General features: G+C 71.0%; 24 protein-coding genes. 2 read left to right on the top strand and 22 right to left on the bottom strand.

The genetic code is table 11. The features are described from left to right. Position 1: 1 nt before the first annotated feature. From ACQPZO_RS18955 to ACQPZO_RS18935, 5 genes are read right to left on the bottom strand one after another with little or no spacing between them, the layout of a single operon-like run. The gene (locus tag ACQPZO_RS18955) at positions 2 to 778 is read right to left on the bottom strand and encodes an ABC transporter ATP-binding protein (protein WP_433342762.1); all 777 of its coding nucleotides are present in this window, start codon (positions 776 to 778) and stop codon (positions 2 to 4) included. After that, positions 771 to 1,796: a FecCD family ABC transporter permease gene (locus tag ACQPZO_RS18950; RefSeq protein WP_433342761.1), complete on the bottom strand. Its 1,026-nt coding sequence runs from the start codon at positions 1,794 to 1,796 to the stop codon at positions 771 to 773. Before ACQPZO_RS18950 ends, ACQPZO_RS18955 begins: the two co-directional genes overlap by 8 nt. After that, on the bottom strand, positions 1,793 to 2,782 hold the full coding sequence (locus ACQPZO_RS18945) for a FecCD family ABC transporter permease (RefSeq protein ID WP_433342759.1): 990 nt from the start codon (positions 2,780 to 2,782) through the stop codon (positions 1,793 to 1,795). The genes ACQPZO_RS18950 and ACQPZO_RS18945 overlap by 4 nt, the downstream gene beginning before the upstream one ends. Then, the gene (locus tag ACQPZO_RS18940; RefSeq protein WP_433342757.1) at positions 2,772 to 3,587 is read right to left on the bottom strand and encodes a siderophore-interacting protein; all 816 of its coding nucleotides are present in this window, start codon (positions 3,585 to 3,587) and stop codon (positions 2,772 to 2,774) included. The genes ACQPZO_RS18945 and ACQPZO_RS18940 overlap by 11 nt, the downstream gene beginning before the upstream one ends. After that, the gene (locus ACQPZO_RS18935; protein ID WP_433342756.1) at positions 3,584 to 4,585 is read right to left on the bottom strand and encodes an ABC transporter substrate-binding protein; all 1,002 of its coding nucleotides are present in this window, start codon (positions 4,583 to 4,585) and stop codon (positions 3,584 to 3,586) included. The genes ACQPZO_RS18940 and ACQPZO_RS18935 overlap by 4 nt, the downstream gene beginning before the upstream one ends. Positions 4,586 to 4,708: 123 nt before the next feature. Here ACQPZO_RS18935 and ACQPZO_RS18930 point away from each other — a divergent pair, with 123 nt between their 5' ends. Beyond that, positions 4,709 to 5,554: a helix-turn-helix transcriptional regulator gene (locus tag ACQPZO_RS18930; protein ID WP_433342755.1), complete on the top strand. Its 846-nt coding sequence runs from the start codon at positions 4,709 to 4,711 to the stop codon at positions 5,552 to 5,554. 57 nt (positions 5,555 to 5,611) lie between these two features. Here ACQPZO_RS18930 and ACQPZO_RS18925 read toward each other — a convergent pair whose 3' ends face one another. The 16 genes from ACQPZO_RS18925 to ACQPZO_RS18850 all read right to left on the bottom strand — a co-directional run bounded on the left by ACQPZO_RS18925 (position 5,612) and on the right by ACQPZO_RS18850 (position 22,830). Next, positions 5,612 to 7,096, bottom strand: coding sequence for a CoA-acylating methylmalonate-semialdehyde dehydrogenase (locus ACQPZO_RS18925; RefSeq protein WP_433342753.1), 1,485 nt, complete (start codon positions 7,094 to 7,096; stop codon positions 5,612 to 5,614). Between the two features lie 64 nt (positions 7,097 to 7,160). Beyond that, positions 7,161 to 7,853: an MBL fold metallo-hydrolase gene (locus tag ACQPZO_RS18920; RefSeq protein WP_433342751.1), complete on the bottom strand. Its 693-nt coding sequence runs from the start codon at positions 7,851 to 7,853 to the stop codon at positions 7,161 to 7,163. 8 nt (positions 7,854 to 7,861) lie between these two features. Continuing rightward, positions 7,862 to 8,710 (bottom strand): Cof-type HAD-IIB family hydrolase, encoded by an 849-nt coding sequence (locus ACQPZO_RS18915; RefSeq protein WP_433342749.1) that lies wholly within the window; start codon positions 8,708 to 8,710, stop codon positions 7,862 to 7,864. Beyond that, positions 8,707 to 9,552, bottom strand: a complete 846-nt coding sequence (locus ACQPZO_RS18910) for an inositol monophosphatase family protein (protein WP_433342747.1) — start codon at positions 9,550 to 9,552, stop codon at positions 8,707 to 8,709. Before ACQPZO_RS18910 ends, ACQPZO_RS18915 begins: the two co-directional genes overlap by 4 nt. After that, positions 9,549 to 10,337 carry an HAD family hydrolase gene (locus tag ACQPZO_RS18905; protein WP_433342745.1) on the bottom strand — a complete coding sequence of 263 codons (789 nt, stop codon included), beginning with the start codon at positions 10,335 to 10,337 and terminating at the stop codon, positions 9,549 to 9,551. Before ACQPZO_RS18905 ends, ACQPZO_RS18910 begins: the two co-directional genes overlap by 4 nt. Continuing rightward, positions 10,334 to 11,509 carry an ABC transporter ATP-binding protein gene (locus tag ACQPZO_RS18900; RefSeq protein ID WP_433342744.1) on the bottom strand — a complete coding sequence of 392 codons (1,176 nt, stop codon included), beginning with the start codon at positions 11,507 to 11,509 and terminating at the stop codon, positions 10,334 to 10,336. Before ACQPZO_RS18900 ends, ACQPZO_RS18905 begins: the two co-directional genes overlap by 4 nt. A gap of 2 nt (positions 11,510 to 11,511) precedes the next feature. Continuing rightward, positions 11,512 to 13,365 (bottom strand): ABC transporter permease, encoded by a 1,854-nt coding sequence (locus ACQPZO_RS18895; protein ID WP_433342742.1) that lies wholly within the window; start codon positions 13,363 to 13,365, stop codon positions 11,512 to 11,514. Positions 13,366 to 13,438: 73 nt separating this feature from the next. Continuing rightward, positions 13,439 to 14,629 carry an ABC transporter substrate-binding protein gene (locus tag ACQPZO_RS18890; RefSeq protein ID WP_433342740.1) on the bottom strand — a complete coding sequence of 397 codons (1,191 nt, stop codon included), beginning with the start codon at positions 14,627 to 14,629 and terminating at the stop codon, positions 13,439 to 13,441. A 142-nt stretch (positions 14,630 to 14,771) separates the two neighbouring features. Further along, positions 14,772 to 15,425 (bottom strand): DUF47 domain-containing protein, encoded by a 654-nt coding sequence (locus ACQPZO_RS18885; protein WP_433342739.1) that lies wholly within the window; start codon positions 15,423 to 15,425, stop codon positions 14,772 to 14,774. Next, positions 15,422 to 16,381: an inorganic phosphate transporter gene (locus ACQPZO_RS18880; protein WP_433342737.1), complete on the bottom strand. Its 960-nt coding sequence runs from the start codon at positions 16,379 to 16,381 to the stop codon at positions 15,422 to 15,424. The genes ACQPZO_RS18885 and ACQPZO_RS18880 overlap by 4 nt, the downstream gene beginning before the upstream one ends. Beyond that, positions 16,378 to 18,255 carry a 3D-(3,5/4)-trihydroxycyclohexane-1,2-dione acylhydrolase (decyclizing) gene (gene iolD, locus ACQPZO_RS18875; RefSeq protein WP_433342735.1) on the bottom strand — a complete coding sequence of 626 codons (1,878 nt, stop codon included), beginning with the start codon at positions 18,253 to 18,255 and terminating at the stop codon, positions 16,378 to 16,380. Before iolD ends, ACQPZO_RS18880 begins: the two co-directional genes overlap by 4 nt. Then, positions 18,252 to 19,034: a 5-deoxy-glucuronate isomerase gene (iolB, locus tag ACQPZO_RS18870; protein ID WP_433342733.1), complete on the bottom strand. Its 783-nt coding sequence runs from the start codon at positions 19,032 to 19,034 to the stop codon at positions 18,252 to 18,254. Before iolB ends, iolD begins: the two co-directional genes overlap by 4 nt. Before the next feature lie 74 nt (positions 19,035 to 19,108). Further along, positions 19,109 to 19,978, bottom strand: coding sequence for a Cgl0159 family (beta/alpha)8-fold protein (locus tag ACQPZO_RS18865; protein ID WP_433342731.1), 870 nt, complete (start codon positions 19,976 to 19,978; stop codon positions 19,109 to 19,111). Beyond that, positions 19,971 to 20,924 carry a 5-dehydro-2-deoxygluconokinase gene (gene iolC, locus ACQPZO_RS18860; RefSeq protein WP_433342729.1) on the bottom strand — a complete coding sequence of 318 codons (954 nt, stop codon included), beginning with the start codon at positions 20,922 to 20,924 and terminating at the stop codon, positions 19,971 to 19,973. Before iolC ends, ACQPZO_RS18865 begins: the two co-directional genes overlap by 8 nt. Further along, positions 20,921 to 21,790: a TIM barrel protein gene (locus ACQPZO_RS18855; RefSeq protein WP_433342728.1), complete on the bottom strand. Its 870-nt coding sequence runs from the start codon at positions 21,788 to 21,790 to the stop codon at positions 20,921 to 20,923. Before ACQPZO_RS18855 ends, iolC begins: the two co-directional genes overlap by 4 nt. Beyond that, positions 21,787 to 22,830, bottom strand: coding sequence for a Gfo/Idh/MocA family protein (locus ACQPZO_RS18850; RefSeq protein WP_433342726.1), 1,044 nt, complete (start codon positions 22,828 to 22,830; stop codon positions 21,787 to 21,789). Before ACQPZO_RS18850 ends, ACQPZO_RS18855 begins: the two co-directional genes overlap by 4 nt. 171 nt (positions 22,831 to 23,001) lie before the next feature. Between ACQPZO_RS18850 and ACQPZO_RS18845 the strand changes: the two genes are divergently transcribed. Further along, positions 23,002 to 23,742, top strand: coding sequence for a GntR family transcriptional regulator (locus ACQPZO_RS18845; RefSeq protein WP_433342724.1), 741 nt, complete (start codon positions 23,002 to 23,004; stop codon positions 23,740 to 23,742). Between the two features lie 56 nt (positions 23,743 to 23,798). On the opposite strand, the gene ACQPZO_RS18840 is transcribed toward ACQPZO_RS18845, so the two are convergent. Beyond that, positions 23,799 to 25,151, bottom strand: coding sequence for a phytase (locus tag ACQPZO_RS18840; RefSeq protein ID WP_433342722.1), 1,353 nt, complete (start codon positions 25,149 to 25,151; stop codon positions 23,799 to 23,801). Between the last annotated feature and the right edge of the window lie 469 nt (positions 25,152 to 25,620).

Below are 25,620 nucleotides of genomic sequence, written 5' to 3'. Positions count from 1 at the left end.
GTCAGACGGTCGGCACCACCATCGGGGTGCCGGTCACCGGGTTCGCCATCACGATGCTCGGCAGGCCGAAGACCTCCTGCATGAGGGCCGCGTCCACCACGTCGGCCGGTGCGCCCTGCGCGACGACCCGGCCGTCCTTCATCGCCACGATGTGGTCGGCGAAACGGCAGGCCTGGTTGATGTCGTGTAGGACCGCGACGATCGTCCTGCCCTCGTCGCGCAGCCGCGCGAAGAGCGCCAGCAACTCGTACTGGTGGGTGATGTCGAGGAACGTGGTGGGCTCGTCGAGCAGCAGGTACGGCGTCTCCTGCGCCAGCACCATCGCGATCCAGACCCGTTGCCGTTGTCCTCCGGACAGCTCCTCGACGGGTCGTTCGGCCAGGGCCGTGACGCCGGCCACCGCCATGGCCGACCGGACGGCCTCCTCGTCCGCGGCCGACCAGGTGGCGAGCAGGGACTGGTGCGGGTAACGGCCCCGGGCCACGAGCCGCCGGACGACGATGTTCTCCGGGGCGACCAGGCCCTGGGGCAGGAACCCCACCTGTCGCGCGAACCTCTTCGGGCGGTGGTCGGAGACGTCCCGGCCGTCGAGGCGGATCGTTCCCGACGACGGTGTGAGCAGTCGGACGAACGCCTTGAGCAACGTCGACTTCCCACACGCGTTCGGCCCCACGATGGCCGTGAACGCGCCGTCCGGCACGGCCAGGCTCACCCGCGTCGACACCACCCGCTCGCCGTAGCCGAGCGTGACGTCCTCCGCGGTCAGACGGCTACCCACTCCGTTTCACCTCCATGCCGAGCAACCAGATGAGATAGCAGCCGCCGATCGCCGTCGTGACCACGCCGACCGGCAGCGCGACCGGCGCCAACAGCAGTTGGGCGACGAGGTCGGCGGCCAGGAGCAGCACCGCGCCGGTCAGCGCCGCCGGGACCAGGGGCACGCCGGCGGCCCGGGCGAGCCGCCGGCCGATCTGGGGCGCGGCGAGGGCGATGAACACGACCGGCCCGGCGACCGCGGTCACGGTGGCGGTGCAGCCCACGCCGGCAAGGACCATCAGCAGCCGGAGCCGGCCCAGGCGCACGCCGGTGGTGCGGGCGATCTCGTCGCCCAGTGCCGCCTGGTGCATGGCGTTCGAGAGCACGACGAGCAGCAGCACGAGCAGGGCGACGATGGCGAACGGCAGCCGCACCTCCGCCCAGTCGATGCCGTTGAGCGAGCCGGCGTTCCAGCCGGTCGCGGCGAGCGCCACATCGATCTCGGCCCGCAGCACGATCCAGGAGTTCAGGGCGGTCAGCATCGCGTTGACGGCGATTCCGATGACGATCAGCCGGAGGCCGCTGAGCCCGGAGTCCAGCGACAGCAGGTAGATCACCGCCGCGGCCAGCAGCCCACCCGTCACCGAGCCCACCGCGAGCTGCCCGGCGGTGCCGTTCAGCATCGTGATCGCCACCAGGGCGCCGGTGTAGGCGCCCGCGTCGAGTCCGATGACGTCGGGGCTGCCCAGCGCGTTGCGGGTCAGGTTCTGGAAGATCGCTCCGGCGAGACCCAGGGAGGCGCCGAAGACCAGCGCCGCGGTCACCCGCGGCAACCGCCACTCCCTGATCACGAAACTCGACTCGCCGCCGCCGGAGGTCAGGGCGGTGAACACCTCCGCCGGGCTGGCCCAGGCCTGCCCGTAGCAGAGGGCCACCAGGGCGAGGACCGCCGCGACCGCGACGAGCCCCGACGACACGGCGACCGTACGCCGTTCGGCCCGGACCACGACCGGCCCCGCCCGCAGCGTCACCGTGTTCACAGCGCCCCCGCACTGTAGCGACGGACGGCCCAGATCAGCACCGGGCCACCCAGGAACGCCGTGACGATCGCGACCGGGACCTCGCCGGTGGGCAGCAGGACCCGCGAGCCGATGTCGGCGAGGAGCAGCAGGACCGGACCGAGCAGCATCGAGTACGCCATGATCCACGGAACCGAGTCGACGGCCAGCCGCCGGGCCAGGTGCGGAACCATGAGGCCGATGAACGCGATCGGCCCCGCGACGGCGGTGGCGACACCGGTGAGCAGGGTGACGAGCACCAGGACGGTGACCCGGATCCGCGTCACGTGGGCGCCGAGCGAGTGGGCGACGTGCTCGCCGAGGGCCAGGGCGTTCAGCGGCCCGGTCGCGGCCATCGCGGCGACCAGGGCGGCCACGGTCACCAGCACGGGCACGACCAACGGCGTCTGCTCGGTGCCGGCCAGCGCCCCGACCGACCAGAACCGGTACCGGTCGAAGACGTCGGGGAAGCTCAGCCGCAGGCCGAGCGACACGCCCATCAGGACCCAGCTCAGGGCGACGCCGGCGAGGACCAACCGCAGCGGCGAGGTCCGTCCGACGGCGTAGACCACGACTGCGGCGAGGGCGGAGCCGGCGACCGCGAGCACGAGCTGTCCGGCCTGTGACCCGGCCACGCCCGCCAGGACACCAAGGTTGATCGCGAAGCCGGCCCCGGCGGTCACGCCGAGGATGCCCGGCTCGGCCAGCGGGTTGCGGGTCAGCGTCTGGATCAGCACGCCGGCCGCGCCGAGGGCGGCGCCGACGCAGACGCCGAGGATCGTGCGGGGCAGCCGGATGTCGCGTACGACGAGGTGGTCGGCGGTGCCGGCGAAGTCGGTGAGGGCCCGCCAGACCTCGCCCACCGCGACGGGGCGGGCACCCACGGCCATGCTCGCGCCCGCCGCGACGACGAGCAGCGCGACGGACACGAGCAGGAGGGCCGTGCGGTGGGACGGATCAGTCTTCAAGCCCGGCAACTCCGCGTTTCCAGTATCCGGTGATCAGGGAGTCGATGTGCTCCCGGCTCCAGGCGCGCAGCGGCTTGACGTCGGTCGCCTCGCCGGCCGCGAAGAGGAAACTTCGCCCGGCCGGGAGGCGCAGCGACTGCACCGTCTCCGCCAGCGCCGAGCGGGCACCCTCGCGGGCGAGCCAGGTCACCGCCACCCCGTCGCGAGGCGCCAGCGGGTAGCCCCGTTCCGCAACGTCGTCGATCTCGACCACGACGTGGGCCGACACGTCGGCGGGGGAGTGCTCCAGCCACCGGCCGACGGCCGGCAGGGCGGTGGTGTCGACCGCGAAGACGTAGTGGTCGTAGTGGTGCGGGAACGCCTTCGCTCCGGGTGGGCCGGCGATCGTGACCTCTTCGCCCACCGCCGCCGAGGCCGCCCACGTCGAGGCGACGCCGCCGTCGTGCAGCACGAAGTCCAGGTCGATCTCACCGGCGGCAGCGTCGTACCGTCGCACCGTGTACTTGCGGGTGGTGGGCAGCGGGCGCGGCCAGTCGAGCATCCCGTCCGCGTTCGGGACGGGGTCGCGACGGGTGCCGTCCGGGTCGGGGAAGACGATCTTGACGTGGTCGTCCGCCTGGTAGGTGTGGAAACCGGCGAGGGCCGGGCCGCCGAGGGTCAGTCGCAGCATCCGGGGGGTCAACTGCTGCCGGGTGAGGACCCGGACGTTACGTACCCCGATCGGATACCCGATCCGCGTGGTGCCGCTGCCCGTGTGGTGGTGGGCCGCGACCCGGGCAGCCGGGTCGCGGCGGTCGACGGTCATCGGTTGAGCAGTGGCGTGAACGCCTTGTCGATCGAGTCGAGGGTCTTCAGGGCCGACTCGTACGTCGCCGCCTCCGTGTACTGCAGCGGGAAGACCCGACCGGCCTTGACCGCCGGCAGGTTCTTCCACAACGCGGAGTCGATCACCTGCTTCACCGCCTCGGCCGGCGTGCCGTCGGGCTGGAGCGTGTACGTGATGGCGTCGGCCTCGCCGAGGCTCTCCGGCAGTTCCTCGAGCGAGGGATACTCGGTCACGTCGAGTCCGCCGCCGCCCTTCTTCTTGACCTCGCCGTAGTAGGTCACGCCGATGTCCTGCGCGATGTTGGTGCCCCACGACTTGGCGAACTCCCGGTGGAACGTGCCCTTGGAGATGTCCCCGTAGGCGCCCAGGTGCCCGAACTTCAGGCTGCCGAGCGCGGTGCCGTACTTGGCCTTCAGCTCTGCGGCCTTCTTCTCGTACGCGTCCCTGGCCGCCTCGAAGTGCTCGGTGCGTCCGGCGGCGTCGGCCTGGCGGCGGGACAGCTCGCGCCAGGCATCCGGAACCGTCGGGCCGATCGCCACGACGGGCGCGATGCTCTCGAGGCGCTTCAGGTCGACGTCGGCGAGGACCGGCTTCGGCACACCGATCACGATGAGGTCCGGCTTGGCGGCGGCGATGGCCTCGTAGTTGGTCTCGGCGGCCGACTCTCCCGCGACCTTGGGCAGCTTGTCGTAGGTGGCGCGGTCCTGCTCGGTCATCATCGCCAGGCCGCGCTTCCAGGTCGAGACTCCCACCAGGGCGGCGTCCGCCTCGATGAGGGCCGGCACCGCATAGCCGGTGGCGACCACGCGCTCGGGGGCGGTGGGGATCTTGATCTCGCCGTTGTCGGCGGAGAAGACGCGGGTTCCGGAGCCGCCGTCGGACTTGGGGGCGGGCTCGGAGCCGGATCCGCAACCGGTCACCACGGCGAGTACCAGGGCTGCGGCGACGGCCGGACGCCAGTGCTGTCGTACGGACATCTACTGTTCCTTCGAGGGACTACAGGGGTGGCAACCCCGCTGGGCTGCAAAGCTTAGGCTACCCTTACTGTCGCTTTCGGGATGTCGACGAGAGGTCAACCCATGTCGAGGAGAGGTCAGAGCGTGACTGTCGCGGCCCCGCTCGCGGCGGATCCCGTCAGCTGCGAGGAGTTCGGCTACGGCCTTGGCCCGCCCGACGGGATCCTCGTCCTGAGATACCGCTCGGCGGCCCGCCTGGCGTTCGGCGAGAACCGACAGGACTTCCTGCACCAGCTCTACTGGTCGCCGGACGGCATGCTCTCCGCCCGACACGACCGGGGCGTCACCTTCATCGGCCCGGGCGAGGCCTTCTGGGTCCAACGGGCGGTGACCCACGAGGTGCACGCGGCGGACCGGCAGACCGTCTACCGGATCTGCCTGCGCGAGGTGCCCGCCGCCCTCGACGGCCTCCGGGCCGGCGCCGCCCGCATCGACGTCGAAGCGGCGGAACTCGTCCTGGCGATCGCCGACCGGGAGTACGACGAGCGCGGCGCACCCGAGGCCCGCAGACGGATCATGGCCGGGCTCGACCCCCGTTCCCACCCGGCCGACGACGGGCAGGCCGGTGGCTCGGGCGTCGCGGCGACGGTCGCCACGGCGCTGGCGAACGACCCCGGCGACCCCACCCGCCTCGACGAGTGGGCCGAGCGGCTGCACGTCAGCGTCAAGACGCTGCAACGCGACTTCGCCCGCGAGTTCGGCATGTCGTACTCGCAGTGGCGGACCAGCCTGCGGCTGCGCGTGTCGCTGACGCTGCTGCGTACCCGACCGGTCGGCGAGGTCGCCCGTCGCATCGGGTACGCCAGCCCGTCCGCCTTCATCTCCGCCTTCGTCCGGGAGTACGGCTGCACGCCGGGCCGCGCCGCGGCGATGATCCATGCCGGAGACGACGACGCCGCGTCCCTGCTGTTGTCCCGTTCACCCCGATAGCGCAGACCCGGGCCCGTCCACGTCAGCAGCGGACCCGTCGTCCGCGGTCGGAAGCAGTCAGCTTGTGGTGGGGAAGCTCAGGCTGACCGCCGAGGGGGACCCGCTGGGCCACCGGGTCGTGACGACCTTCCCCCGGGTGTAGAAGTTGACGCCCTCGGGGCCGTGCACGTGCGTGTCACCGAACAGGGAGTTCTTCCAGCCGCCGAACGAGTGGTAGGCCATCGGCACCGGAACGGGCACGTTGACGCCCACCATGCCGACGGTCACCGCACGGGCGAACCGGCGTGCCGCCGCCCCACTTCCGGTGAACAGCGCGACGCCGTTGCCGTACTCGCTCGCGTTGACGATGCGCACGGCCTCGTCGAAGCTGTCGGCGCGTACGACGACCAGCACGGGTCCGAACACCTCGTCGCGGTACACCTCGGCGTCGGTGCTGACCGTGTCGAACAGGGTCGGGCCGACGAAGAAACCGTCGCGGACGGGCGCCTCACGCCCGTCGACGACCAGGGGGACGCCTGCCTCGGCGGCCCGGGTGACGTACCCGGTGATCCTGTCGCGGGCCTCGGCGGTGATGACCGGTCCCATCTCGCTGCTCTCCGCGTCCCCAGGGCCGACGCGTACCCGGCGGGCCTGCTCGGTGAGCAGGGACACGAGCTCATCGGCGGCGGAGCCGACCGCGACCACGGCGGAGATCGCCATGCACCGTTGCCCGGCCGAGCCGTACGCCGCGGCGGTGATCTGCCTGGCGGCGTCGGCGAGATCGGCGTCGGGAAGCACGACGGCGTGGTTCTTGGCGCCACCGAGTGCCTGGACCCGCTTGCCCGAGGCGCTGGCCCGCTGGTGGACGTAGCGGGCGACCGGCGTGGAACCGACGAAGGACACCGCGGCGGTGTCGGGATGGTCGAGCAGCCGGTCGACGGCCTCCTTGTCCCCGTGGACCACGTTGAACACGCCGGCCGGCAGCCCGGCCTCGGCGTACAGCTCGGCGATCAGGTTCGACGGGGAGGGGTCACGCTCGCTGGGCTTGAGGACGAAGGAGTTGCCACAGGCGATGGCGATCGGGTGCATCCACAGGGGGACCATGATGGGGAAGTTGAAGGGCGTGATACCGACGCACACGCCGAGTGACTGCCGGAACGTGTACGAGTCGACGCCGTTGGACACCTGGTCGGAGTAGCTGCCCTTGAGTAGCTGCGGGATGCCGCAGGCGAAGTCGATGACCTCCCGGCCACGGGTCACCTCTCCCCGGGCGTCGTCGAGGACCTTGCCGTGCTCGGCGGTGATCATGCGGGCCAGGTCGTCGGTGTGCCTCTCGACCAGGTCGCGGAAGGCGAAGAGCACCTTCGTCCGGGCGGTCAGCGAGGTCTCACGCCACGAGAGCCAAGCCTGCGCCGCGGCGGCGACAGCCGTGTCGACCTCTGCGGAGCTGGCCAGCGGCACCGTGGCCTGCGGCTGGCCGGTGGCGGGATTCCAGACGGAGGCGGTGCGGCCCGACAGGGGTCGTGTCGGCTTGCCGTCGATCCAGTGCTCGATGCTGCGCATGGTGTTCCTTTCCTAACGGAGGCTGACCGGGGCCCGGGCCGGCGACATCACCCGGACGGATCCGTCAGAGGTTCAGGGTGAGGCCGGCAGTGGCGAGGAGGACGGGGCAGGAGCTGTGCCGGGCGGCCTCGGCCAGCAGGTCGCCGACCCGATCCCGATGCCAGGGCCGGACGTGGGTAAGAACGAGAAGCTGGGCTCCCGCCCGGTGGGCGAGCCTGCCGGCGTCGCCGGCAGTCAGATGGTTCGGTACGGGCTCGTCGTCGAAGCCCGACGCCTCGGCCAGCACGACGGCGCATCCGTGGGCCAGGTCGTCGAGGGCATCGCAGGGCGCGCTGTCGCCGGTGTAACACAGTTGGTCGTCGAGGCGGACAGCCCAGTTCTCCACCTGGTGCCGACCGACAGCGGTACGCACCCGGTACGGGCCGATGCGGTCGGGGGCGGGCCCGAAGGTGAGCTTCCGATGGGCGGGAAGCCGCTGCGCCAACCGGCTCTCGACGGCGGCCGGCCCGTACACCGGCAGCGACCCGGCGTCGCCTGCGGCGGATCGCAGGTAGGCCAGTGCGGTGAGGTCGTCGCAGTGGTCTCCGTGCGCGTGGGTGACGAAGACGGCGTCGAGCGCGGTGACGGGGGCGTACCGCTGCAGCGGCCCCACCGCTCCGGTGCCCAGGTCGAGCAGGAGCCGCCATCCGTCCTGCTCGACCAGGTAGCAGGAGCACGCCGCGTCCGGGCCGGGTGCGGAGCCCGAACAGCCGATCACGGTGAGCCTCATTCGGCGGTCGGGGCGGGGCCGAGGGCGATGGCGACGACGTCGGCGACGGCGCCCTCGAGGCAGGTGCCCGCCACCGCGGAGGCCGCGGCCAGGACCTCCGGGTGTCCGTCGCCGACCGCCACGCCGAACCCGCTGGCCCGCAGCAGGGGCACGTCGTTGGGGTTGTCACCGACGGCCGCGACCTCGGCCAGGGCCACCTGCTCGTGGTCGGCGAGCCAGCGCAGCGCGACGCCCTTGTCGACGCCCGCGGGGAGCAGTTCCACGTAGGTGGCCTCGGACATCACGACGGTCACCTCGGCGACGCTGTGGGCGACCGCGGCGGTGCGGTGCGCGGCGTCGGTGTCGGCGCACAGCAACATGACCTTGCTGATGCCGTCGATGTCGTGCCAGTTCTCGATGTGTTCGACGGTGACGCGGTCGCGGGCGGCATAGGTGTCGACCCAGGCCGGCTGGTACGTGGCGAGGGCCCGTTCACCGACGAACGCGACGGCGGCGACGTCGGGCGGAAGCGTCTCGACCAACGCGCGGACCGCCGTCCACGCCGTCTCGTCGAAACGGCTCTCGTGCAGCACGTCACCGGTGTGCAGGTTGGCGATGAGCGCGCCGTTGAGCAGGATCGCCGGTCCGGTGAGACCGAGCTCGTCGTAGTAGCGCCGACCCGAGGCGGCGCTGCGGCCGGTGGCGATGACGACCTGGCCGCCGGCACTGCGGAATGCCTGTAGGGCTGCGCGGCTACGCGGGACCATCGCGAGGTCGCGGTCGACCAGTGTGCCGTCGAGGTCGGTGACGATCCAGCGGTACCGCAGGGCGGTACCCGGGCTCAGGCGGGTGTCGGAGCTGGTCACGTCAGCGGCACCGGACGGTGGGTGTCGGCGAACGCCTCGATCGCGGTCGACCCGACCGGGTCGAGCGTGCCGACGGTGGCGAAGTAGCCGCGCTCGCGCCATGCCGCCTGGTCCGTCTCGACACCGTTCGGGCGCAGGCCGAGGTAGTGGCCGCCGGCGGCGGTCACCAGCAGCGAGCCGGCCGCGACATCCCAGCTGCTGACACCGATACCGAGTGCCGCATCCGCCCAGCCGGTCGCGACATGCGCCAGGCTCAGCGCGGCGCTGCCGATGCGACGCAGCGTCTGGTACTCGATGATGAGGTCGGTCTGCCGTCGCACCGCCCGGTCGGGAGCGGCTCTGATCTCGCGCGCGCTCGGGTAGCTGGTCAGCAGCAGCGCCTGCTGCTCGCTGGCGGCGCCGACGCTGGCCAGCGCCCGTCCGTTGTGCCAGGCCCCGGCGAGCGTGGCGGTGTACAGGTCGTCGCGTAGCGGGTCGTAGATCGCTCCGGCGACGACCCGCCCGTCGACCACAGCGCCGATCGAGGTGCAGAAGAAGGGGAGCCCGTGGGCGAAGTTCGCCGTGCCGTCGATCGGGTCGACGTGCCATTCGACGTGGCCCTCGCCGACCGCGCCGCCTTCCTCGCCGACGATGCGGCTGTCCGGCTCGGCGGAGAGCACGATTTCGCGGATCCGCGCCTCGGCAGCCTTGTCGTGCACGGTCACGGGGTCGTGCCGATCGCGCTTGTAGTCGACCTCGGGCCGGGAGCGGAACGCCCCGCGGAGCATGTCACCGACTGCGGTGGCGGCTTCGGCGGCCACCTCCGCCAGTTGGGCGGAGCGGGTCACGTCGATCGTGGTCATGCGGGCCTCTCGTCGGTGAGGGTGAGCAGCCGCAGCAGTTCGGCTGGGTCGTCGACGACCGCGTCGGGCGTCTGGGCGACGACGAACGGCAGGTCGTGGGTGGAGCGGGCAGTCATCAGGACGGTCACTCCGACCCCGGCCCGCCGGCCGCAGACGACATCGCGGTCGAAGTTGTCGCCGACGTACCACGCGTCACTGGGCGCGACCGCGAGCGCGCGGCACGCCAGGCGGATCATTTCCGGATTGGGTTTGCGGATGCCGAGCTCGTCGCTGTACAGCTGCAGCGCCAGGTCCTTGTCGAGGCCGGCCTGGGCGAGCCAGTCCCGGTGCACGATGCCCGACATCGCGTTGCTGACGATCGCCACCGGGATGTCCCGTTCCCGCGCGCCGCGGAGCAGATCCTCGATGCCGTTGCGGGCGACCCGCGTCGAGCGCAGCTCACCCTGGCGTCGGCACAGGAACCATGCCTGGCTGGTCACCAACGCGCGCGCCTGATCGGGCCAGTCGGCGGCGACGAACTCCGACCAGAACACCCGCCAGGTCAGCTCGGCCGGCGCGGACAGTCGCGACATCGCGTTCTTCCAGGCGGAGTCGGCGGCGGCGGCGGCCCGCACGTCGCGGACCACGTCGTCGATGGTCAGCTCGGTGCAGCCGGCCGCGCCGAGCATCGCGACGACCTCGGCGGCGAGGTCGGTGACCCAGGTGTCCCGGCGTGCGGTCTGCACGACGACGCCACCGAAGTCCAGCAGCAGCGCGCGAGGCCGCGGCAGCCGTGCGGCGATCACCGGCCGGACCCGGAGGCGACGGCCGGTCCGGCGGCGGGACGCTGTCCGGTCCGCTGTTCGCGCAGGAACTGGTCCCAGCCGGTCATCCGGCGGCCGTCGGCATCGAACACGTGCAGGTCGGCCGCGGCGGCCCAGAGGGTCACCTCGGCGCCCGGCGTCGTCTCGATCTTCCGGTAGGACTGGACGTACAGCGTTTCGCCGTGGCACCGCACCTGCACGGTCCAGGCCGAGCCGGTGGGCAGGACCGTCTCGACCACGGCCGGGGCCCGCCAGACGCCGTCGGGAACATCGGCGTCGGCGTACGCGATGTTGAGTGCCTCGGGCCGGACACCGCCCGTTCCGTCGGTGGGCGGGCGGCCGACCCGGGTGGCCACGTAGTCCGCCACGGTGGCGCCGGGACCGGCCACGTCGGCCGACCCGAACGGCATGGTGTTCATCGGTGGGCTACCGACGAACTGGGCCACGAACACGCTTGCCGGCCGTTCGTAGACCTCCATCGGGGTGCCGGTCTGCTCGACGACTCCCTCGTTCATGACCGTGACGTGGGTGGCCATCGTCATCGCCTCCAGCTGGTCGTGGGTGACCAGTACGACGGTGGCGTGCGAGCGCTGGTGGATTCTCTTGATCTCGGCGCGCATCTCGAGGCGAAGCCTCGCGTCGAGGTTCGACAGCGGCTCGTCGAGCAGCATGACCTCCGGGTCGACCGCGAGCATCCGGGCCAGTGCGACCCGCTGCTGCTGGCCGCCGGACAGCTGCGAGGGGTAGCGGGCAGCGTACTCGGCGATGTGCAGCATCTCCATGGCCTCGGCGGCGCGCTGTGCGCGTTGCGCCGTGGGTGTCTTCCGCATCATCAGCCCGAACTCGACGTTGCGGGTGACCGTCATGTGCGGCCACAGCGCGTAGCTCTGGAACACCAGCCCCATGCCCCGCTTCTCGGGTGGCACGAAGAGGCCCTGCCCCACGGAGTCCAGCAGCCGGGAGCCGACCCGGATGTCGCCCCTGGTGGGCTGCTCGAGGCCGGCGATCATCCGCAGGGTCGTGGTCTTGCCACAGCCGGACGGGCCGAGCAGGCACATGAAGCCGCCGTCGGGGATGGTCAGGTGCAGGTCACGCACCGCGTATTGGCCGGCGACGTAGCTCTTGTCGACGCCGATGAGTTCGATGTTCGGCATGTTCAGCCTCCCAGGCCCGTGGCGAGGTTGCTTCTGGTGGCCCGCTGGGCCAGGTAGGTGACGGTGAACGAGAGCGCGGCGATGATGAGTACCGCCGCGTTGGCCTGCTGCCGATATCCGAAGTCGACCAGGTTGATCGACAGGGTGGTCAACAGGGGCGTGCTCGCGGTCGTGAGCATGATGACGATCGACAGCTCTTTGAGCCCGGAGATGAACGGCAGTAACACGCCGGTGGTCAGCGCGCCCTTCTGGATGGGCAGCACGATCCGGCGCAGCCGGGTGAGCCAGCCGGCGCCGGCCACCTGGGCGGCCTCCTCCGGTTCGCGGCCCAGTTGCATCATGGCGGAGATGCCGGACCGCGACGAGTACGGCAGGTGGGTGATCGCCATCACCACGACGAGCAGGAGGGTCGTGCCGTAGAGCGCCGGGATCGGGCCGCGCGGGACGGCGAACAGCGTCAGGTAGGCGGCGGCGAAGGCGATGCCCGGCACCAGGTAGGGCAGGAACGAGACCTGCCGCAGGGTGCCCGACAGCCGGCGGCTGGGCGAGCGAGCCACCACGTACCCGACCATCAGCCCGACGAGGCCGCAGACCAGGGCCGCCATGCCGACGATGCGCAGGCTGTTCCACATCGCCTCGTAGAGGTCATCGCTGCGCAGCAGGCCGTGCGGGAAACCGACCGCCTCCGGGATCGACTCGGCGGTCCAGAACTTCAGCGTGAAGTTGTCGGCCCGGAACACGCCTGGCGCGTAGGTCACCGTGGACAACGCGAGGGTCGCGAGCGGCACGACGACGCTGGTGACGAAGACGGCCATGGCGAGGCCGTAGGCGGGCCACCGCCAGCGGCGCAGGTCGGTGGCCCGGTCCATGCTGCCCTTGCCGCCGATGGTGACGAACCGGCGTTGTTCACGAACCAGGCGCATGTCGATGAGCACGACGAGCACCCCGAGCAGGACGATGACGGCGGCGATGACGGCGGCCACGCCGGGAGCCCGGGTGTGGATGCTGCGGTACAGGCTGGTGGACAACATCGCGTAGTCGGTCGGCAGGCCGAGGATGTAGGGGGTGCCGAAGGTGCCCAGCACCCGGCCGAGGACGAGGAGCACGGCGGAGGAGAGCGAGGGCAGCAGCAGCGGCAGGACCACGTGCCGCATCCCCTGGCTCCTGTTGGCGCCGAGCACCCGCGCGGACTCCTCCAACTGCGAGTCGATGCGCCGCAGCGCGTTGCCGAACAGCAGGAACACGAACGGGTAGTAGTGCAGGCCGAGGGTGACGATGATCGGCACGGCGCCGTACGCGAGCCAGTCGGGGGTCTGGACACCCCAGGTCTCCAGGAAGCCCGGCGTCCCGCCGGACCGGCCGTTCTTGAACAGGGTCAGCCAGGCCAGGGCGAACGTCCAGGACGGCAGCATGTACGGCACGACGAGGGCGCCGGCGAGGAACTTGCGGCCGGGCACGTTGGTTCGGGTCACCAGCCACGCCATCGAACCGCCGAGCACCACGGCGAATACGACCACGCCGAGCCCGACGACCACGGTGTGTGACAGCGGCTCCCAGAACAGGCTTGCGCTGATCGGTGACCGGAACACCCGCCACAGGTAGTAGCCCGTGAGCGATCCGGCCGGCGCCCCGGCCCGGCTGTCGTCGCCGAACTGCACGCGTGCCGCATCCGACACGATCGCCACCAGGGGCGCGATGACCAGGTAACCGAAGATGAGCACGAGGGCAATGCCGATGAGGGTGGTCGGTTCGGCGAGCAGGACTCGTGCCCGGTACCGTATCCGGCCCCAACGGCTGGCCGGCGTCTGCGTGGACGGCGGCGGCGCCGGCGGTGCCGGACGGTCGATGACTGCCATCTTGAGTGTCTTGTCCCTTCAAGCAGAGCCATGGTGCCCACCGATCGTGACGACTCGGTGGGCACCCGCCGGATCAGTTGTGCTGCACGCGCCAGAAGTCCTGGACGGGTTGGGTGTTCTGGTAGTCGTCGAGCAGGCCCTTGGGGTCCATGGCGAACAACTGCGTACCCCAGTCGGTGAGGCCCTTCGGGTTGCCGTCGCTGGGCGGCACGGCGGTGCTGCCCGAGACGCCGCCTTCCTCCATCTCGTGCTTGATGCCTTCCTGCGTCATGACGAAGTGGACGAACAGCTTGGCGGCGTTGGGGTGCTTCGTCCCGGTGGCGATCGCGACGTACTTGGAGTAGGAGAACCCGACCCAGGGGCTCAGGCCCTCGCAGACGGCCATGTGGTAGCCCTTGCCCTCGACGTCGCGGAACTTCGCGATCGACACCAGGCCGATGCGGCCCTCGGTCTGCTGCGGCGCGGCGACGGCGGCGGCGATGTTCTCGTCCTCGCTGTTGATGATCGGCTTGTTCTTCGCCAGCTTCTTGACCCACTCCCAGCCGGCGTTCTTCTCGGTCGTCTGCAGGGCTTTGCCGGTATGCCGCTGGTAGGCGTCGGCGAGCGGTGCGGCGCCGTGGCCGGCGGTCTGGCTGAGCCACTGCACGATGGTCGCCTTGCCCAGCGGATCCTGGAGCAGCACCTTGCCGCGCCAGCTGTCCTCGGTGAGTTCCCAGGCGTTCTTCACCGGGCAGCCGTTCGGGTAGATCTTCGGGTTGTACACCCAGACGTTGGCCTTCGACAGCACCAGCAGTGGGTTGCGGTTGGTCTCCGGGATGTCCTTGATCAGGTCCGGCGGCAACCACGTGTAGACGACCTGGCGGGGCAGCAGCTCGCCGGCCAGCAACGGGCCGTCGGAGAAGAGGGTGAGGTCGACGGCGACGTTGCCGGCCTCCTTCTCCCGGACGAGCTTCTCGGCGGTCTTCTGGGTGTCGGACTTCACCCCCTCGGCCTTGATGCCGTACTTGGCGGTGAATGCCTCGGCGACCTTCTTGATGTCGCCGGTCGAGTCGTAGACGAGGACGCTGCCCTCCTTCTTCGCCGCCGCGACGAGGGCGTCGAGGTCGAAGGAGGCGTCGACGGAGGCGGATGGGAGCGCGCCGGGCTGTTCGGTTCCGCTGGACGGGGCGCAGGCGGCGGCTGTGACGAGCGCGGCGATGCCGACTGCGGCAGCGGCAAGGCGACGGGTGGGACGGGTCGGGATCGTTATGTGGCGGCTGTCCACGTGCGCGAACCTCCTCGGTGGCGGAGCATGCGGGTGAGAGCCAACTCGTCCGTCGGTTGCGGTGAAAGGCCTATCGCAGCCGCGGAGTGTCCTGAGCGTAATACGACGGCAATCTTTGTCAAGACATATGTACATCAGCCCTTCAGACGATTCGCTTCAGCATCGCGTCGGCCAGCGCGTCGCAGCACTCGGCCAGCCGAAGGCCGACGACGTCGATGCGACGCAGCAGCTCACGCTGCCGCAGCATCTCGGAGGTCACGTCCCCGGCCAGCAGCTGCCCGATCGCCTCCTGGTACACGCGACGCACGACACCGGCCCGCTTCCGTACGGCCAGGACGAGGTCGGCGACGTCGGTCGGATGGTCGACCAGCTGCTGAAGGGCGCGGCGCAGCAGCGCGAGCCCTTCCCGGACGGCGATGAGCGCCGGCACGGCAGCGTCCACGGTGGGCGCACCGAAGAGGTCGTTCTCCCGTACGAAGTCCCGTAGGTTGTCCAGCACATCGTCGATCGACCGGGAGAGCCGGAACAGGTCCTCGCGGTCGATCGGCGTGGTGAGCGAGGCGGCGAGCTCGACGACGAGTTGCCGCCGATGGTCGTCGCCGGCGTGTTCGATGTCGCCCATCCGGGCCCGGCCCGTGGCCGACGGCACGGCCCTGGTGACCACGTCGACGGCCAGGTCCACCGCCTCCTGGTTCTGCTCGAGCTGGCGCAGCAGGATGCCGACGACCCGATGGTGGGAGCGACCAGCGAGGTCATCCACGATCCGCCAGACCCGGCGCAGCCGACGGCCGGTCACCGGAGCCCTCGCACGGCCAGCCCGGCCACCGCCGCCATGCCGAAGCTGGCCGGGAGGGTCACCAGCCAGGAGACCAGGATCGGCACGGCGTACTGCCAGCGCACCCGGCGTGCGCCCTGGCTGGCGCCGACGCCGACCAAACCGGCCGCCACGGACTGGGTCATGCTGACCGGCACACCCAGCCCGGCGGTGCCGAACACCGCCGCGGACGAGGCGATCTCGGCCGAGACGATCTGCCACGGACGTGGCGGGGACAGGCTGAACGTGGCACCTCGCGACATCCGCCGCAGGCTCGTCAGCGCCCCCGCGGCGAACAGCGCCGCCACGGCGGACAACACCGGCAGCGACAGCTCGGCCGAGCCGTGGACGGCGGCGACGGCGACCGCGGCGACCGCGAACATCTTCTGCCCGTCGTTGGCCGCGTAGGCCAGACACTGGCAACCGAACGCGCCGACGTGCGCCAGCCGGACCGTGGCCGACGCCCGACCGGTGGTCGGGACCCGCTGGGCCAGCACGCCGAGCAGATAGCCCAGCAGCCCACCGACGAGGGGCGCGGCCGCGCCGATGCCGAGCATCGTCGCAAGAGTGCTCCACGACGGCATGAGCCCGAGCCCGAGTCCGGCGCCCGCCAACCCACCGATGATCGCCAGGGTCACGCTCGTCGGTACGCCTCGCCACGTCAGCACCAGGACCAGTGCGACCGCCGCCGCCACGCCGATCACGACGATCGGCTGCCCGCCGCGATCGCCGGAGGCGACCAGCCGGCCGGTGAACGCGTGCGCCACGTCCAGTCCGAAGAGGCGGGGACCGGCGACGATGGCGGCGAGAAGAAGTCCGAGCATGGCGATGCCGGCGACCTCGCGGTGGCGTAGGGCGAGGGCGAGCAACGCTCCGCCGTCGTTGGCGCCGCAGACGAAGACGAACACGGCGGCGAGCACGGACAGCACGACGCTCACAGACCCGACCAGTGGCCGCGTTGCGTCGCCTTGCGCTCGACGTACCGCTGCCTGGCCGGCGGGCCGTCCGGCGTGGTCGACACCGCGGCCACCGGAACGTCCCACCACGTGTCGTTGGCCGGGCTCCCCGGCCCGCCGAGCTCGGTACGGACGTACACAACGGTGGTGGTGGCGGCGGCGCGCGCCTTCACCAGCGCCACGCGGACCTCGTCGAGGGTGTCCGCGGTCAAAACGTCGGCGCCCAGACTTGCCGCGTTCGCGGCCAGGTCGACCGGCAGCGGCTGTCCGTCGAAGCGGCCGGAGGCAGGGTCGCGGTATCGGTAGACGGTGCCGAACCGGGCACCACCCACCTGCTCGGACAGCGCCCCGATGGAGGCGTAACCGCCGTTGTCGACCAGGACCACCACCAGCTTGAGCCCCTCCGCCACGGCGGTGACCAACTCCTGCGCCATCATCAGGTAGGAGCCGTCCCCGACGAGGACGAAGACCTCGGCGTCCGGCTGGGCCAGCTTCACGCCCAGGCCACCGGCGATCTCGTAGCCCATGCAGGAGTAGCCGTACTCGACGTGATATTGCCGAGGACTCGCCGGCCGCCACAGCTTGTGCAGGTCGCCGGGCATGGAACCGGCCGCGCAGACGACCACGTCGGCCGGGTTGGCGGCGTCGTTCACCGCGCCGATGAGCTGGCTCTGGGTGAGGGGGCCGGGCCCAGGGCGGCGGGCCTCGTCGACGGCGTCGTCCCACCGGCGGGTCAGGGTCACGGCCAGCTTCCTGCGCTCCTCGCCCACCTGCCAGCGCGGCAGCGCCGCGTCGAGTGCCCGCAGCCCTTCCCGCGCGTCCGCGACCAGGCTGATCGCGCCGAGCTTCGCCGCGTCGAAGGCAGCCACGTTCAGGTTGACGAACCGCACCGACGGCTCGGCGAACAACGACCGCGAAGCGGTGGTGAAGTCCGCGTAGCGGGTGCCGATGCCCAGCACCACGTCGGCCTCGGCGGCGAGGGCGTTGGCGGCCGTGGATCCGGTCACGCCGATCGGGCCGACCGCGCACGGATGGTCGTGGGGGAGCGCGCCGCGGCCGGCCTGGGTCTCGGCCACGGGGATGCCGGTGCGTCGGGCGAAGGAGGCGAGCTCGTCGTTGGCGTCGCTGTAGGTCACGCCGCCGCCGGCGACGATGAGCGGGCGGCGTGCCGCGCGCAGGGCATGCGCCGCTCGGGCCAGCGCGGCCGGCTCGGGTACCGGGCGCGGCACGTACCAGGTCCGCTCGGTGAACAGCTCGTCCGGCCAGTCGTACGCCTCGGCCTGCACGTCCTGCGGCATGGCCAGCGTGACCGCTCCGGTTTCGGCCGGGTCGGTGAGCACCCGCATCGCGGCGAGCAGCGCCGCCGGCAACTGTTCGGGGCGGTTGATGCGGTCCCAGAACCGCGACACCGGCCGCAGCGTGTCGTTGACCGACACGTCGTAGGAGCGGGAATCCTCCAACTCCTGAAGGACCGGACTGGCCACCCGGGTGGCGAAGATGTCCCCGGGCAGCAGCAGGACCGGCAACCGGTTGACGGTGGCCAGGGCGGCGCCCGTGACGAGGTTGGTGGCGCCCGGCCCGATCGAGGTGGTGCAGGCGAACGTCGACATCCGGGCGGTCATCCGGGCGTAGGCGACCGCGGTGTGGACCATCGCCTGCTCGTTGCGGCACTGGTAGTAGGTCATCCCCGGGTCGCCGTCCAGCTCGGCCTGCCGCAGCGCCTGGCCGAGCCCGGCGACGTTGCCGTGGCCGAAGATTCCGAAACAGCCGGCGATCAGCCTGTGCCGTCGCCCGTCACGCTCGCTGTACTGGTTGGCGAGGAAGCGGATGGTCGCCTGCGCCACGGTGAGTTTCATGCGCCGGTCCTCCCCAGACAGGTTGTCATCGGTACGCGTGGGTCGACCTGTTGGCCGGACCAGGAGCTACGGATCCACCCGTGGGTGGGGTCGTCGGCGCAGGCCATCGACCGCTCGGCGGCCGGGCCGGCCAGGACGTTCAGGTAGTAGAGGTCGTAGCCGGGGGCGGCCATCGACGGCCCGTGGTAGCCGTTCGGCACCAGGACGACGTCGCCGGCACCGACCTCGGCCAGCACGGTGGTGGTGCCGTACACCCGCTGGTAGGCAAGGCCGCGCGTCTCGAAGTAGTAGATCTCCTCGAGAACCGCCTCGCCGGGAGTCTCGGTGTCGTGTTTGTGTGGCGGGTACGACGACCAGTTCCCGCCCGGGGTGAGCAGTTCGACGGCGACGAGCTTGTCGCAGTCGAAAGCGTCCGGGGCGCAGAAGTTGTTCACCTGGCGGCTCGCCGTCCCTGCCCCACGCACCTCCACCGGCACCTGCTCGGCCGGGCCGTAGCGCGGGGGCAGCCGGCGTCCGGCCCGCGCCGACGGCAGCGCGAACCGCCCACCGGTCGTGCTGGACACCTCCACCCGCGCCCCGATCGGCAGGTAGCAGAAGTCGCTGACCCGGTCGAAGACGCTGGTCCGGCCGACGAGCTCGAACCGCGTCCCGTCGCAGTCGACCATCGCCGAACCGGTCAGCGGCAGCACCAGCATCTCGTCGTCACCAGTGGTGAAGACGCGCGTCTTACCGGGCTCCAGGTCCAACACCCGCAGCCCGCAGTAGGTCCAACCGGCCATTTCCGGTGTCACCTGGACCGTCCACCCAGGTGTCGTTGTGGCGCCCCGAGGGATGTGCACCGCGCTCACCGCCTTCACAGCAGGGCGGTGGCCGCGTCGACGGCGGCCGCCACATCGTCGTCGGTCGGGTAGAGCAGCGCGCGTCCGGCCACCAGTCCGCGCACGCCGGGCAGTTCCAGCGCCTTCTGCCAACCGGCGTAGGCCTGCTCGGGCGGTGTCTCACCGCCGAGCAGCAGCACGGGCAGCGTGGTGGCATCGAGGACCCGGTCCATCTCCTCGACGACCGGGATCTTCAACCAGGTGTACGCCGAGGTCGCGCCGAGCGCCTGACCGATGCTGATCGCCCGGATGAGCGCCTCGGGGCGCTGGTCGAGCTGCGTGCGGCCGTCGACCCGGCTCACCGGCAGCGGCTCGACCATCGCCATCAGGCCGCGCCCGGCCAGCGCCGTCACCGCACGGCCGCACGCCTCCAGGGTGTTGACCGTGCCGGGGTCGTCGAGGTCGATGCGGCACAGCATCTTGCCGCCGTCGAAGTTCATCGCGGCGATCGTCTCGGCGTCGTAGCCGGTGAACCGGTCGTCCAGCTCGAACGCCGAGCCGGTGATGCCGCCACGGTTCATCGATCCGATGACGAGCTTGTCGTGCAGGACGCCGAGGAGCATGAGGTCCTCGACGATGTCGGCGGTGGCGAGCACACCGTGCACGCCGGGGCGGGCAAGCGCTACGCAGAGCCGGTCGAGCAGGTCGGCGCGGCTGGCCATCGCGTCGGCCCGGTCTCGGACCCCGATCGTGCCGCGAGCCGGGTGGTCCGCGGCGATGATCATCAGCCGCTGGTCACCCCAGTCGGACAGCCGCCGCCGGGCCTGTGCGGACTCCGCGACCAACGCGGGCCGGCTGGCGCGGCGCCGGACCAGGTCACCGATCTGGGCACTGGCATCAGACATCCGGATTCTCCCCGAGCAGGGCCGACACCTCGTCGGCGGTGGGCATGGCAGCGGAGCAGGCCAGCCGGGAGGCGACGATGGCGCCCGCCGTGCTGGCGTACCGCAGGGTGTGACGCAGCGGCCAGTCGGCGAGCATGCCGTGGCAGAGCGCGCCGCCGAACGCGTCGCCGGCGCCCAGGCCGTTGACCACCTCGACCGGGGTGGGTGGCACCCGTACCCGCTGGCCGTCGGCCGTGCAGCCGAGCACTCCCTCCGGTCCGAGCTTCACCACGGCCAGGGCGACACCGAAGTCGAGCAGCGCCTGCGCGGCCCGCTCCGGATCGTCTTCACCGGTGGCCACGGCGCACTCCTCACGGTTGCCGACGGCTACGCTCACCGCCCCACTGGCGAGCGCGGCCCGGTAGTGCCCGGTGGCCTCCGCGGCCGAGGACCAGAACATCGGCCGATAGTCCAGGTCCAGCACGGTCGGTCCGCGGCGATGGGCGAGCACCGCGTGCAGCGCGGCGCGGCTGGGCTCGGCACACAGGCCGGTGCCGGTGAGCCAGACGATCCGCGCCGCGCCGAGCGCGTCCAGGTCCAACTCCTGCGCGGCGATCTCCAGATCAGGAGCCTTGGGTTCGCGGTAGAAGTACAGCGGGAAGTTGTCCGGCGGGAAGATCTCACAGAAGGTGATGGGCGTCTTGAGGAGCGGCACCGACCGGACGAACCGGTCGTCGACCCCGTATTCCTTGAGCGCGGCCCGCACGAAATCGCCGAACGGGTCGTCTCCGGTGCGCGTCACCACCGCAGCGTGCCGTCCCAGTCGGGCGGCGGCGACCGCGACGTTGGTCGGCGACCCGCCGAGGAACCGGCCGAAGGTGTCCACCTCGGCCAGCGGGACGCCGGAACGCAGCGGGTAGAGGTCGACGCCGCACCTGCCGACGGTGATGAGGTCGAAGCCGGTCACGACGACAGCCCCCGCAGATAGGCCAGGCAGGCGGCAACCTCGGTGACCGGTCCGGCCCCGGCCGGCGGTTCCCGGTCCAGGACGAGGTCCTGCTCCAGTACGTACCAGCCGGCGTAAGCGGCCTTCTCCAGCGAGGCGACGATGGCGGCGATGTCCACGTCACCCTGGCCGAGCGGGCGGTAGAGGCCCTGCGCGACCGCGTCGCGGTAGCTCACCGCACCGGCGCGGACCCGTTGGGCCTGCCCCGCGTCGACGTCCTTGAGATGCACGTGTTTCACCCGCTCCGCGGCCTGCCCGGCCAGCCGCACCGGATCGCCGCCGCCGGCCAGCACATGGCCGGTGTCCAGGCAGAGCCCGATGCCGGAGCCGTCGAGCAGCCGCTCGATCTCCTCCGGCTTCTCGATCATGGTGCCCACGTGCGGGTGCAGCGTGGCGGTCACGCCGGCGTCGGCGGCCACCCGATCCAGCAGGTCAAGGTTCGACAGCAGGGTCCGCCAGCCGTCGGCGTCGAGCTCCGGGCGGGAGTCGTATCCGTCGAGACCGGTCGCCGCAGCGAGGACGAGGACACCGGCCTGCGCCGCCCGGAACTGCTGCAGGGCGGCGGCGACCTCTGACACCGGATCCTGGGTCGATCCGTGCAGCACCACCGGCAGGAATCCACCGACGGCCTGCAGTCCGTGCCGTCGCAGTGTCTCCTGGCGGGCCGCGCCGTCCACGGGCAGGAACCCGTCCGGGCCGAACTCGCTGGCCGTCAACCCGAGTGCCGCCATCTCCGCCAACACCCGGTCCACGTCCAGCTGGTAGCCCCAGCCGGGCACCTCACACACGCCCCAGGAGATGGGCGCGCCCGCCAGTCGCCGCGTCATGCCAGCACCGCCGAGTGCTTCAGCTCGTTCGCGGGGCCGCTGGCGCGGATCTCCTCGACCCGTACGGGCCGGCGCTCACGCCGCGAGCGGTCGGCGGCCTCGGCGATGTAGAGCGCCTCGAGCGCCTCGGAAACCGTGCACGCGCTGCTACGCCGACCGGCCACATAGTCGAGGAACGCGTTCATCTCCGCGGTGTAGGACGCGCTGAAGCGTTGCCAGAAGTCCGGCCACGGCTCACCGCTGGGATAGGTGACGCCGGGCTCGGCCGAGCGCAGCGGCGCCCGGTCGTCAAGGCCGACGACGAAGGTGGACTCGGTGCCGGCGAGTTCGGCCCGCACGTCGTAACCGCCGCCGTTGTACCGCGAGCCCTGCAGGGTCGCCAGGGTGCCGTCGGCGAACGTCAGAATGGCTGCGGAGGTGTCGACGTCGCTTGCCTCGGCGAAGAGGCTGGCACCCCGGTTCGCGCCGGTGGCGTAGACCTCGACGACCTCCTGGCCGGTCAGCCAGAGGGCGATGTCGAAGTCATGGATGTGGCAGTCGCGGAAGATGCCGCCGGACAGGGGGATGTACTCGGCCGGCGGAGGCGTCGGATCGGCGGTGAGCAGATGCATCCGGTGCAGGGTGCCGACCGCGCCGCTGCGCAGCGCCTCCCTGGCCGCTCGGTAACCCGCGTCGAAGCGGCGCTGGAACCCCACCTGCACCCGGCCGTCGGCCGCCGCCACCCGCTGGGCGATCTCGACCGTGCGGGCCAGATCGGCCGCGACCGGCTTCTCGCAGAACACGGTCAGCCCGGCGTCGACCCCGCGCTCGATCAGGTCGGCGTGCGTGGCCGTGGGCGTGGCGATGACGATGCCGTCGAGGGGCGTGGCGAACACCTCGTCGATCGGACCGGCAGCGCGTACGCCAAGGCGTTCGGCCACGTCACGAGCGCGCTCGGGCATGACATCACCGAGCACGAGCTCGGTCACCTCGGGGTGACTCGCGAGCAACTGGGCGTGTGTCGCACCGATGCGTCCGACGCCGAGCAGTCCAATGCGCATGAACGAATACCTCCCACGTGTTGAACATCGGTGGCGGCAGGCGCCAGCACGATGCATGCCATGATTCGTAGTCCCCGTCACACACCGAAGTCAAGACTTTGTCAGGACATTCTGATGTCTGCTAACTTGATGGTGTCAGCATCAGGGTCTGCGACGAAGCGTGAGGAACCATTGACCAACTCCCTGTCGATCACGCTCGACCGGACGAGTCCGGTCCCGTTGTACTTCCAGGTCGCCCAGCAGATAGAGGCGATGATCGACGCCGGCACCCTGCCCGCCGGCCACCGGCTGGACAACGAGATCCAGCTCGCCGATCAGATGGGTCTGTCCCGCCCGACAATGCGGCAGGCCATCCAGCACCTCGTCGACAAAGGGCTGCTGGTGCGCAAGCGCGGGGTCGGCACGCAGGTCGTGCACAGCATGGTCAAACGGTCGGTGGAGTTGTCGAGTCTCTACGACGACCTGGCGATGGCCAGCAAGCGGCCCGCCACCACCGTGCTCAACATGGCTCGTGTTCCGGCCGAGGACGACGTCGCCTTCGCCCTGCGGGTCCCACCGGGCACCGAGGTGGTGCACCTGCGGCGGCTGCGGTGCGCGCAGGGCGAACCCCTGGCGATCATGCACAACTGGCTGCCGGACGGGCTGACCGACCTCACCGTCGAACGGCTGGAGCAGCGTGGCCTCTACGAGATGCTGCGCGCCGCCGGCGTCCACATGCGGGTCGCCAACCAGCGCATCGGCGCGCGCGCCGCGACCGCCGCGGAGGCGAGGCTGCTGCACGAGCGGCGTGGCGCACCACTGCTGACGATGAGCCGCACGACGTACGACGACAACGGCCGTGCCGTCGAATACGGCTCGCACGTCTATCGGGCGACGCTGTACACCTTCGAGATCGCACTCGTCGAGCGCTGATCGTGACGCACGCACCGTCGCCCGGCCCCGCGATGCGGGACCGGGCGACGGTTTGTTCAGCTTCGGGGACTCCAGCCTGTCGGGTCGACAGCCAGATCGAGATCCTCGGCGATGTCGTCCCACTCGACGAACTTGAAGTTCGTCGTGGTGCGCGGCTCGCCATTGCCGTCGAGCACCTCAGGGCCGTCGAAGCCGTCCTGGACGACGAACAGACCCTCGTCGAATTTGTCACCGAGCGGCACGTTCATCACCATCGCCCCGTCGCACTCCTCCGAGCCGTCCGGGTGGGTGGGGTCGGAGTGCGGCCCGACCCGGAACGAGCCGAGGAAGGTGTTGGCACCGGAGCGCTGGTACACCACGAAGCTGTTGTCGCCCTGGCTGGACGCCAACAGGTAGCCCTTGCCGTTGGCCCGGTAGTAGATGGTCAGGCCCTCGACGTCGGCCGTGATGTGCGTGCCACCGTAGCCGGGATCGGGGCCGGACTGGTAGCACTCCTCGGTCACCGGGTCGTAGGCGAGCGGGAGGCCGAACTCCTTCACCTTGTCCATCAGGACCGGAGTCCCGGTCAAGGTTGCCGACACCTTCCAGATGCCGACGTCCTCCTGACCGGCGTAGAGCACACCGCTGGTGGCGTCGACCACCATGCCCTCGACCTGCGGCAGGTCGCCAGGGTCGTCGCACGGCGTCCAGGTGCTGCCGTTGGGCAGCGCGAAGCTCTGCGGCAGGGTGAGGCTGCGAACCTTGTGATAGGTGACGGTCCCGGTCGGGGTGACGGTGAGCTCCAGAAGCGCCACGGCGGTCTCGTGCCGTTGGCTCACCAGCGCGTAGTTGCGCCCGGTCGCGCGGTCCTTCCACGTCGCCAGCCCGTAGGCCGTGCGCCCGTCGTTGACCTCTCCCGCGTTCGCGGAGAACACCAGCGGAGCCGCCGCGCTCGTCACATCGGTGAGCGCCGTGCTGCCACCGGCCGGGTTGATCCGGTAGACCCGCAGCGTGTCGCGGCCACGGTCGGTCGTCACGGCGAGGTCGACAGTGGCGCCACCGACCCGGACCCCGTAGAGCAGGTCCACGTTGTTGAATCGGCCGGGCTCGTCGTCCGGCCCCGGGGCCGCCGGTGCCGCGATGCTCTGCACCAGCCCACCGGACAGGTTGTAGACCCGCAGGCCGCCTTCCTTGGCGGTGCCCACCACCAGGCTCTTGGCAGAGTTGGTCGGATGCACCCAGATCGCAGGATCGTCGGCATTGGCGTTGCCGCCTGCGGCATCGTCGAACAGTGTGGGCGTCTCGAGTTCCGCCTTGATGGTCGGGACGGCCATGGCGGCGGCCGGCGTCGAGGTCGACGCCACGACAACCACCGCTGTCAGGCAGAACGAGGCCATCGTCAGCAGACGGCGGTCGGGTTTGAAGCGCATTGTGCCTCCCGGAAATGGGACGGGGATGAGGGAGAACCTTGCGAGGACGGACGTTACAACAGTATGTCCTTACAAACAATAGTCACGACATATTGGCGTGCGTGATGCGGGCGGCAGCTTGCCCCACCTGCCCCGCACGCTGCTGAAACGATGACGGGTCGACGGTCGCCGGGTGGGTTCCTGGGCCCGGGGCGCAGTCGGAGCGCGGCCGGGAGCAGGGAAGACAGGCGGTTGGGGGAGCGGGCCGAGCTGACCTCCACCGCGAGGCGACGATGGTCAGCCGTCGTGCCTCGTCGGCTTGCGCACCTTCGGGTGGCTGCTCCAGCGCCGGCGGCGGGTCCGTGACCACGAGGCGCTGCCCGGCGGCCAGGTCGACGGGGTCGAGATCCTCACCGACTGATCGATCGGGCGGACGCGGGAGGCGATCCACTGCGTCGTGCCACGCACGACGGATCGGCGTTGTCCATGC

The sequence above is a fragment of the Micromonospora sp. CA-111912 genome (assembly GCF_050948415.1).
Classification (GTDB): Bacteria; Actinomycetota; Actinomycetes; order Mycobacteriales; family Micromonosporaceae; genus Micromonospora.
The sequence above is the reverse complement of the archived record's forward strand: the minus strand, read 5'-3'. Positions and strand labels throughout refer to the sequence as shown.

Excerpts from the sequence above, each read along its gene's own strand:
- ACQPZO_RS18850 (WP_433342726.1), bottom strand. The coding sequence starts at position 22,830 with ATGCGCATTGGACTGCTCGGCGTCGGACGCATCGGTGCGACACACGCC.
- iolB (WP_433342733.1), bottom strand. The coding sequence starts at position 19,034 with ATGGCCGGTTGGACCTACTGCGGGCTGCGGGTGTTGGACCTGGAGCCC.
- ACQPZO_RS18910 (WP_433342747.1), bottom strand. The coding sequence starts at position 9,552 with ATGACCACGATCGACGTGACCCGCTCCGCCCAACTGGCGGAGGTGGCC.
- ACQPZO_RS18855 (WP_433342728.1), bottom strand. The coding sequence starts at position 21,790 with ATGACGCGGCGACTGGCGGGCGCGCCCATCTCCTGGGGCGTGTGTGAG.
- ACQPZO_RS18840 (WP_433342722.1), bottom strand. The coding sequence starts at position 25,151 with ATGCGCTTCAAACCCGACCGCCGTCTGCTGACGATGGCCTCGTTCTGC.
- ACQPZO_RS18865 (WP_433342731.1), bottom strand. The coding sequence starts at position 19,978 with ATGTCTGATGCCAGTGCCCAGATCGGTGACCTGGTCCGGCGCCGCGCC.
- ACQPZO_RS18940 (WP_433342757.1), bottom strand. The coding sequence starts at position 3,587 with ATGACCGTCGACCGCCGCGACCCGGCTGCCCGGGTCGCGGCCCACCAC.
- ACQPZO_RS18925 (WP_433342753.1), bottom strand. The coding sequence starts at position 7,096 with ATGCGCAGCATCGAGCACTGGATCGACGGCAAGCCGACACGACCCCTG.
- iolD (WP_433342735.1), bottom strand. The coding sequence starts at position 18,255 with ATGAAACTCACCGTGGCGCAGGCGACCATCCGCTTCCTCGCCAACCAG.
- ACQPZO_RS18895 (WP_433342742.1), bottom strand. The coding sequence starts at position 13,365 with ATGGCAGTCATCGACCGTCCGGCACCGCCGGCGCCGCCGCCGTCCACG.
- ACQPZO_RS18900 (WP_433342744.1), bottom strand. The coding sequence starts at position 11,509 with ATGCCGAACATCGAACTCATCGGCGTCGACAAGAGCTACGTCGCCGGC.
- ACQPZO_RS18935 (WP_433342756.1), bottom strand. The coding sequence starts at position 4,585 with ATGTCCGTACGACAGCACTGGCGTCCGGCCGTCGCCGCAGCCCTGGTA.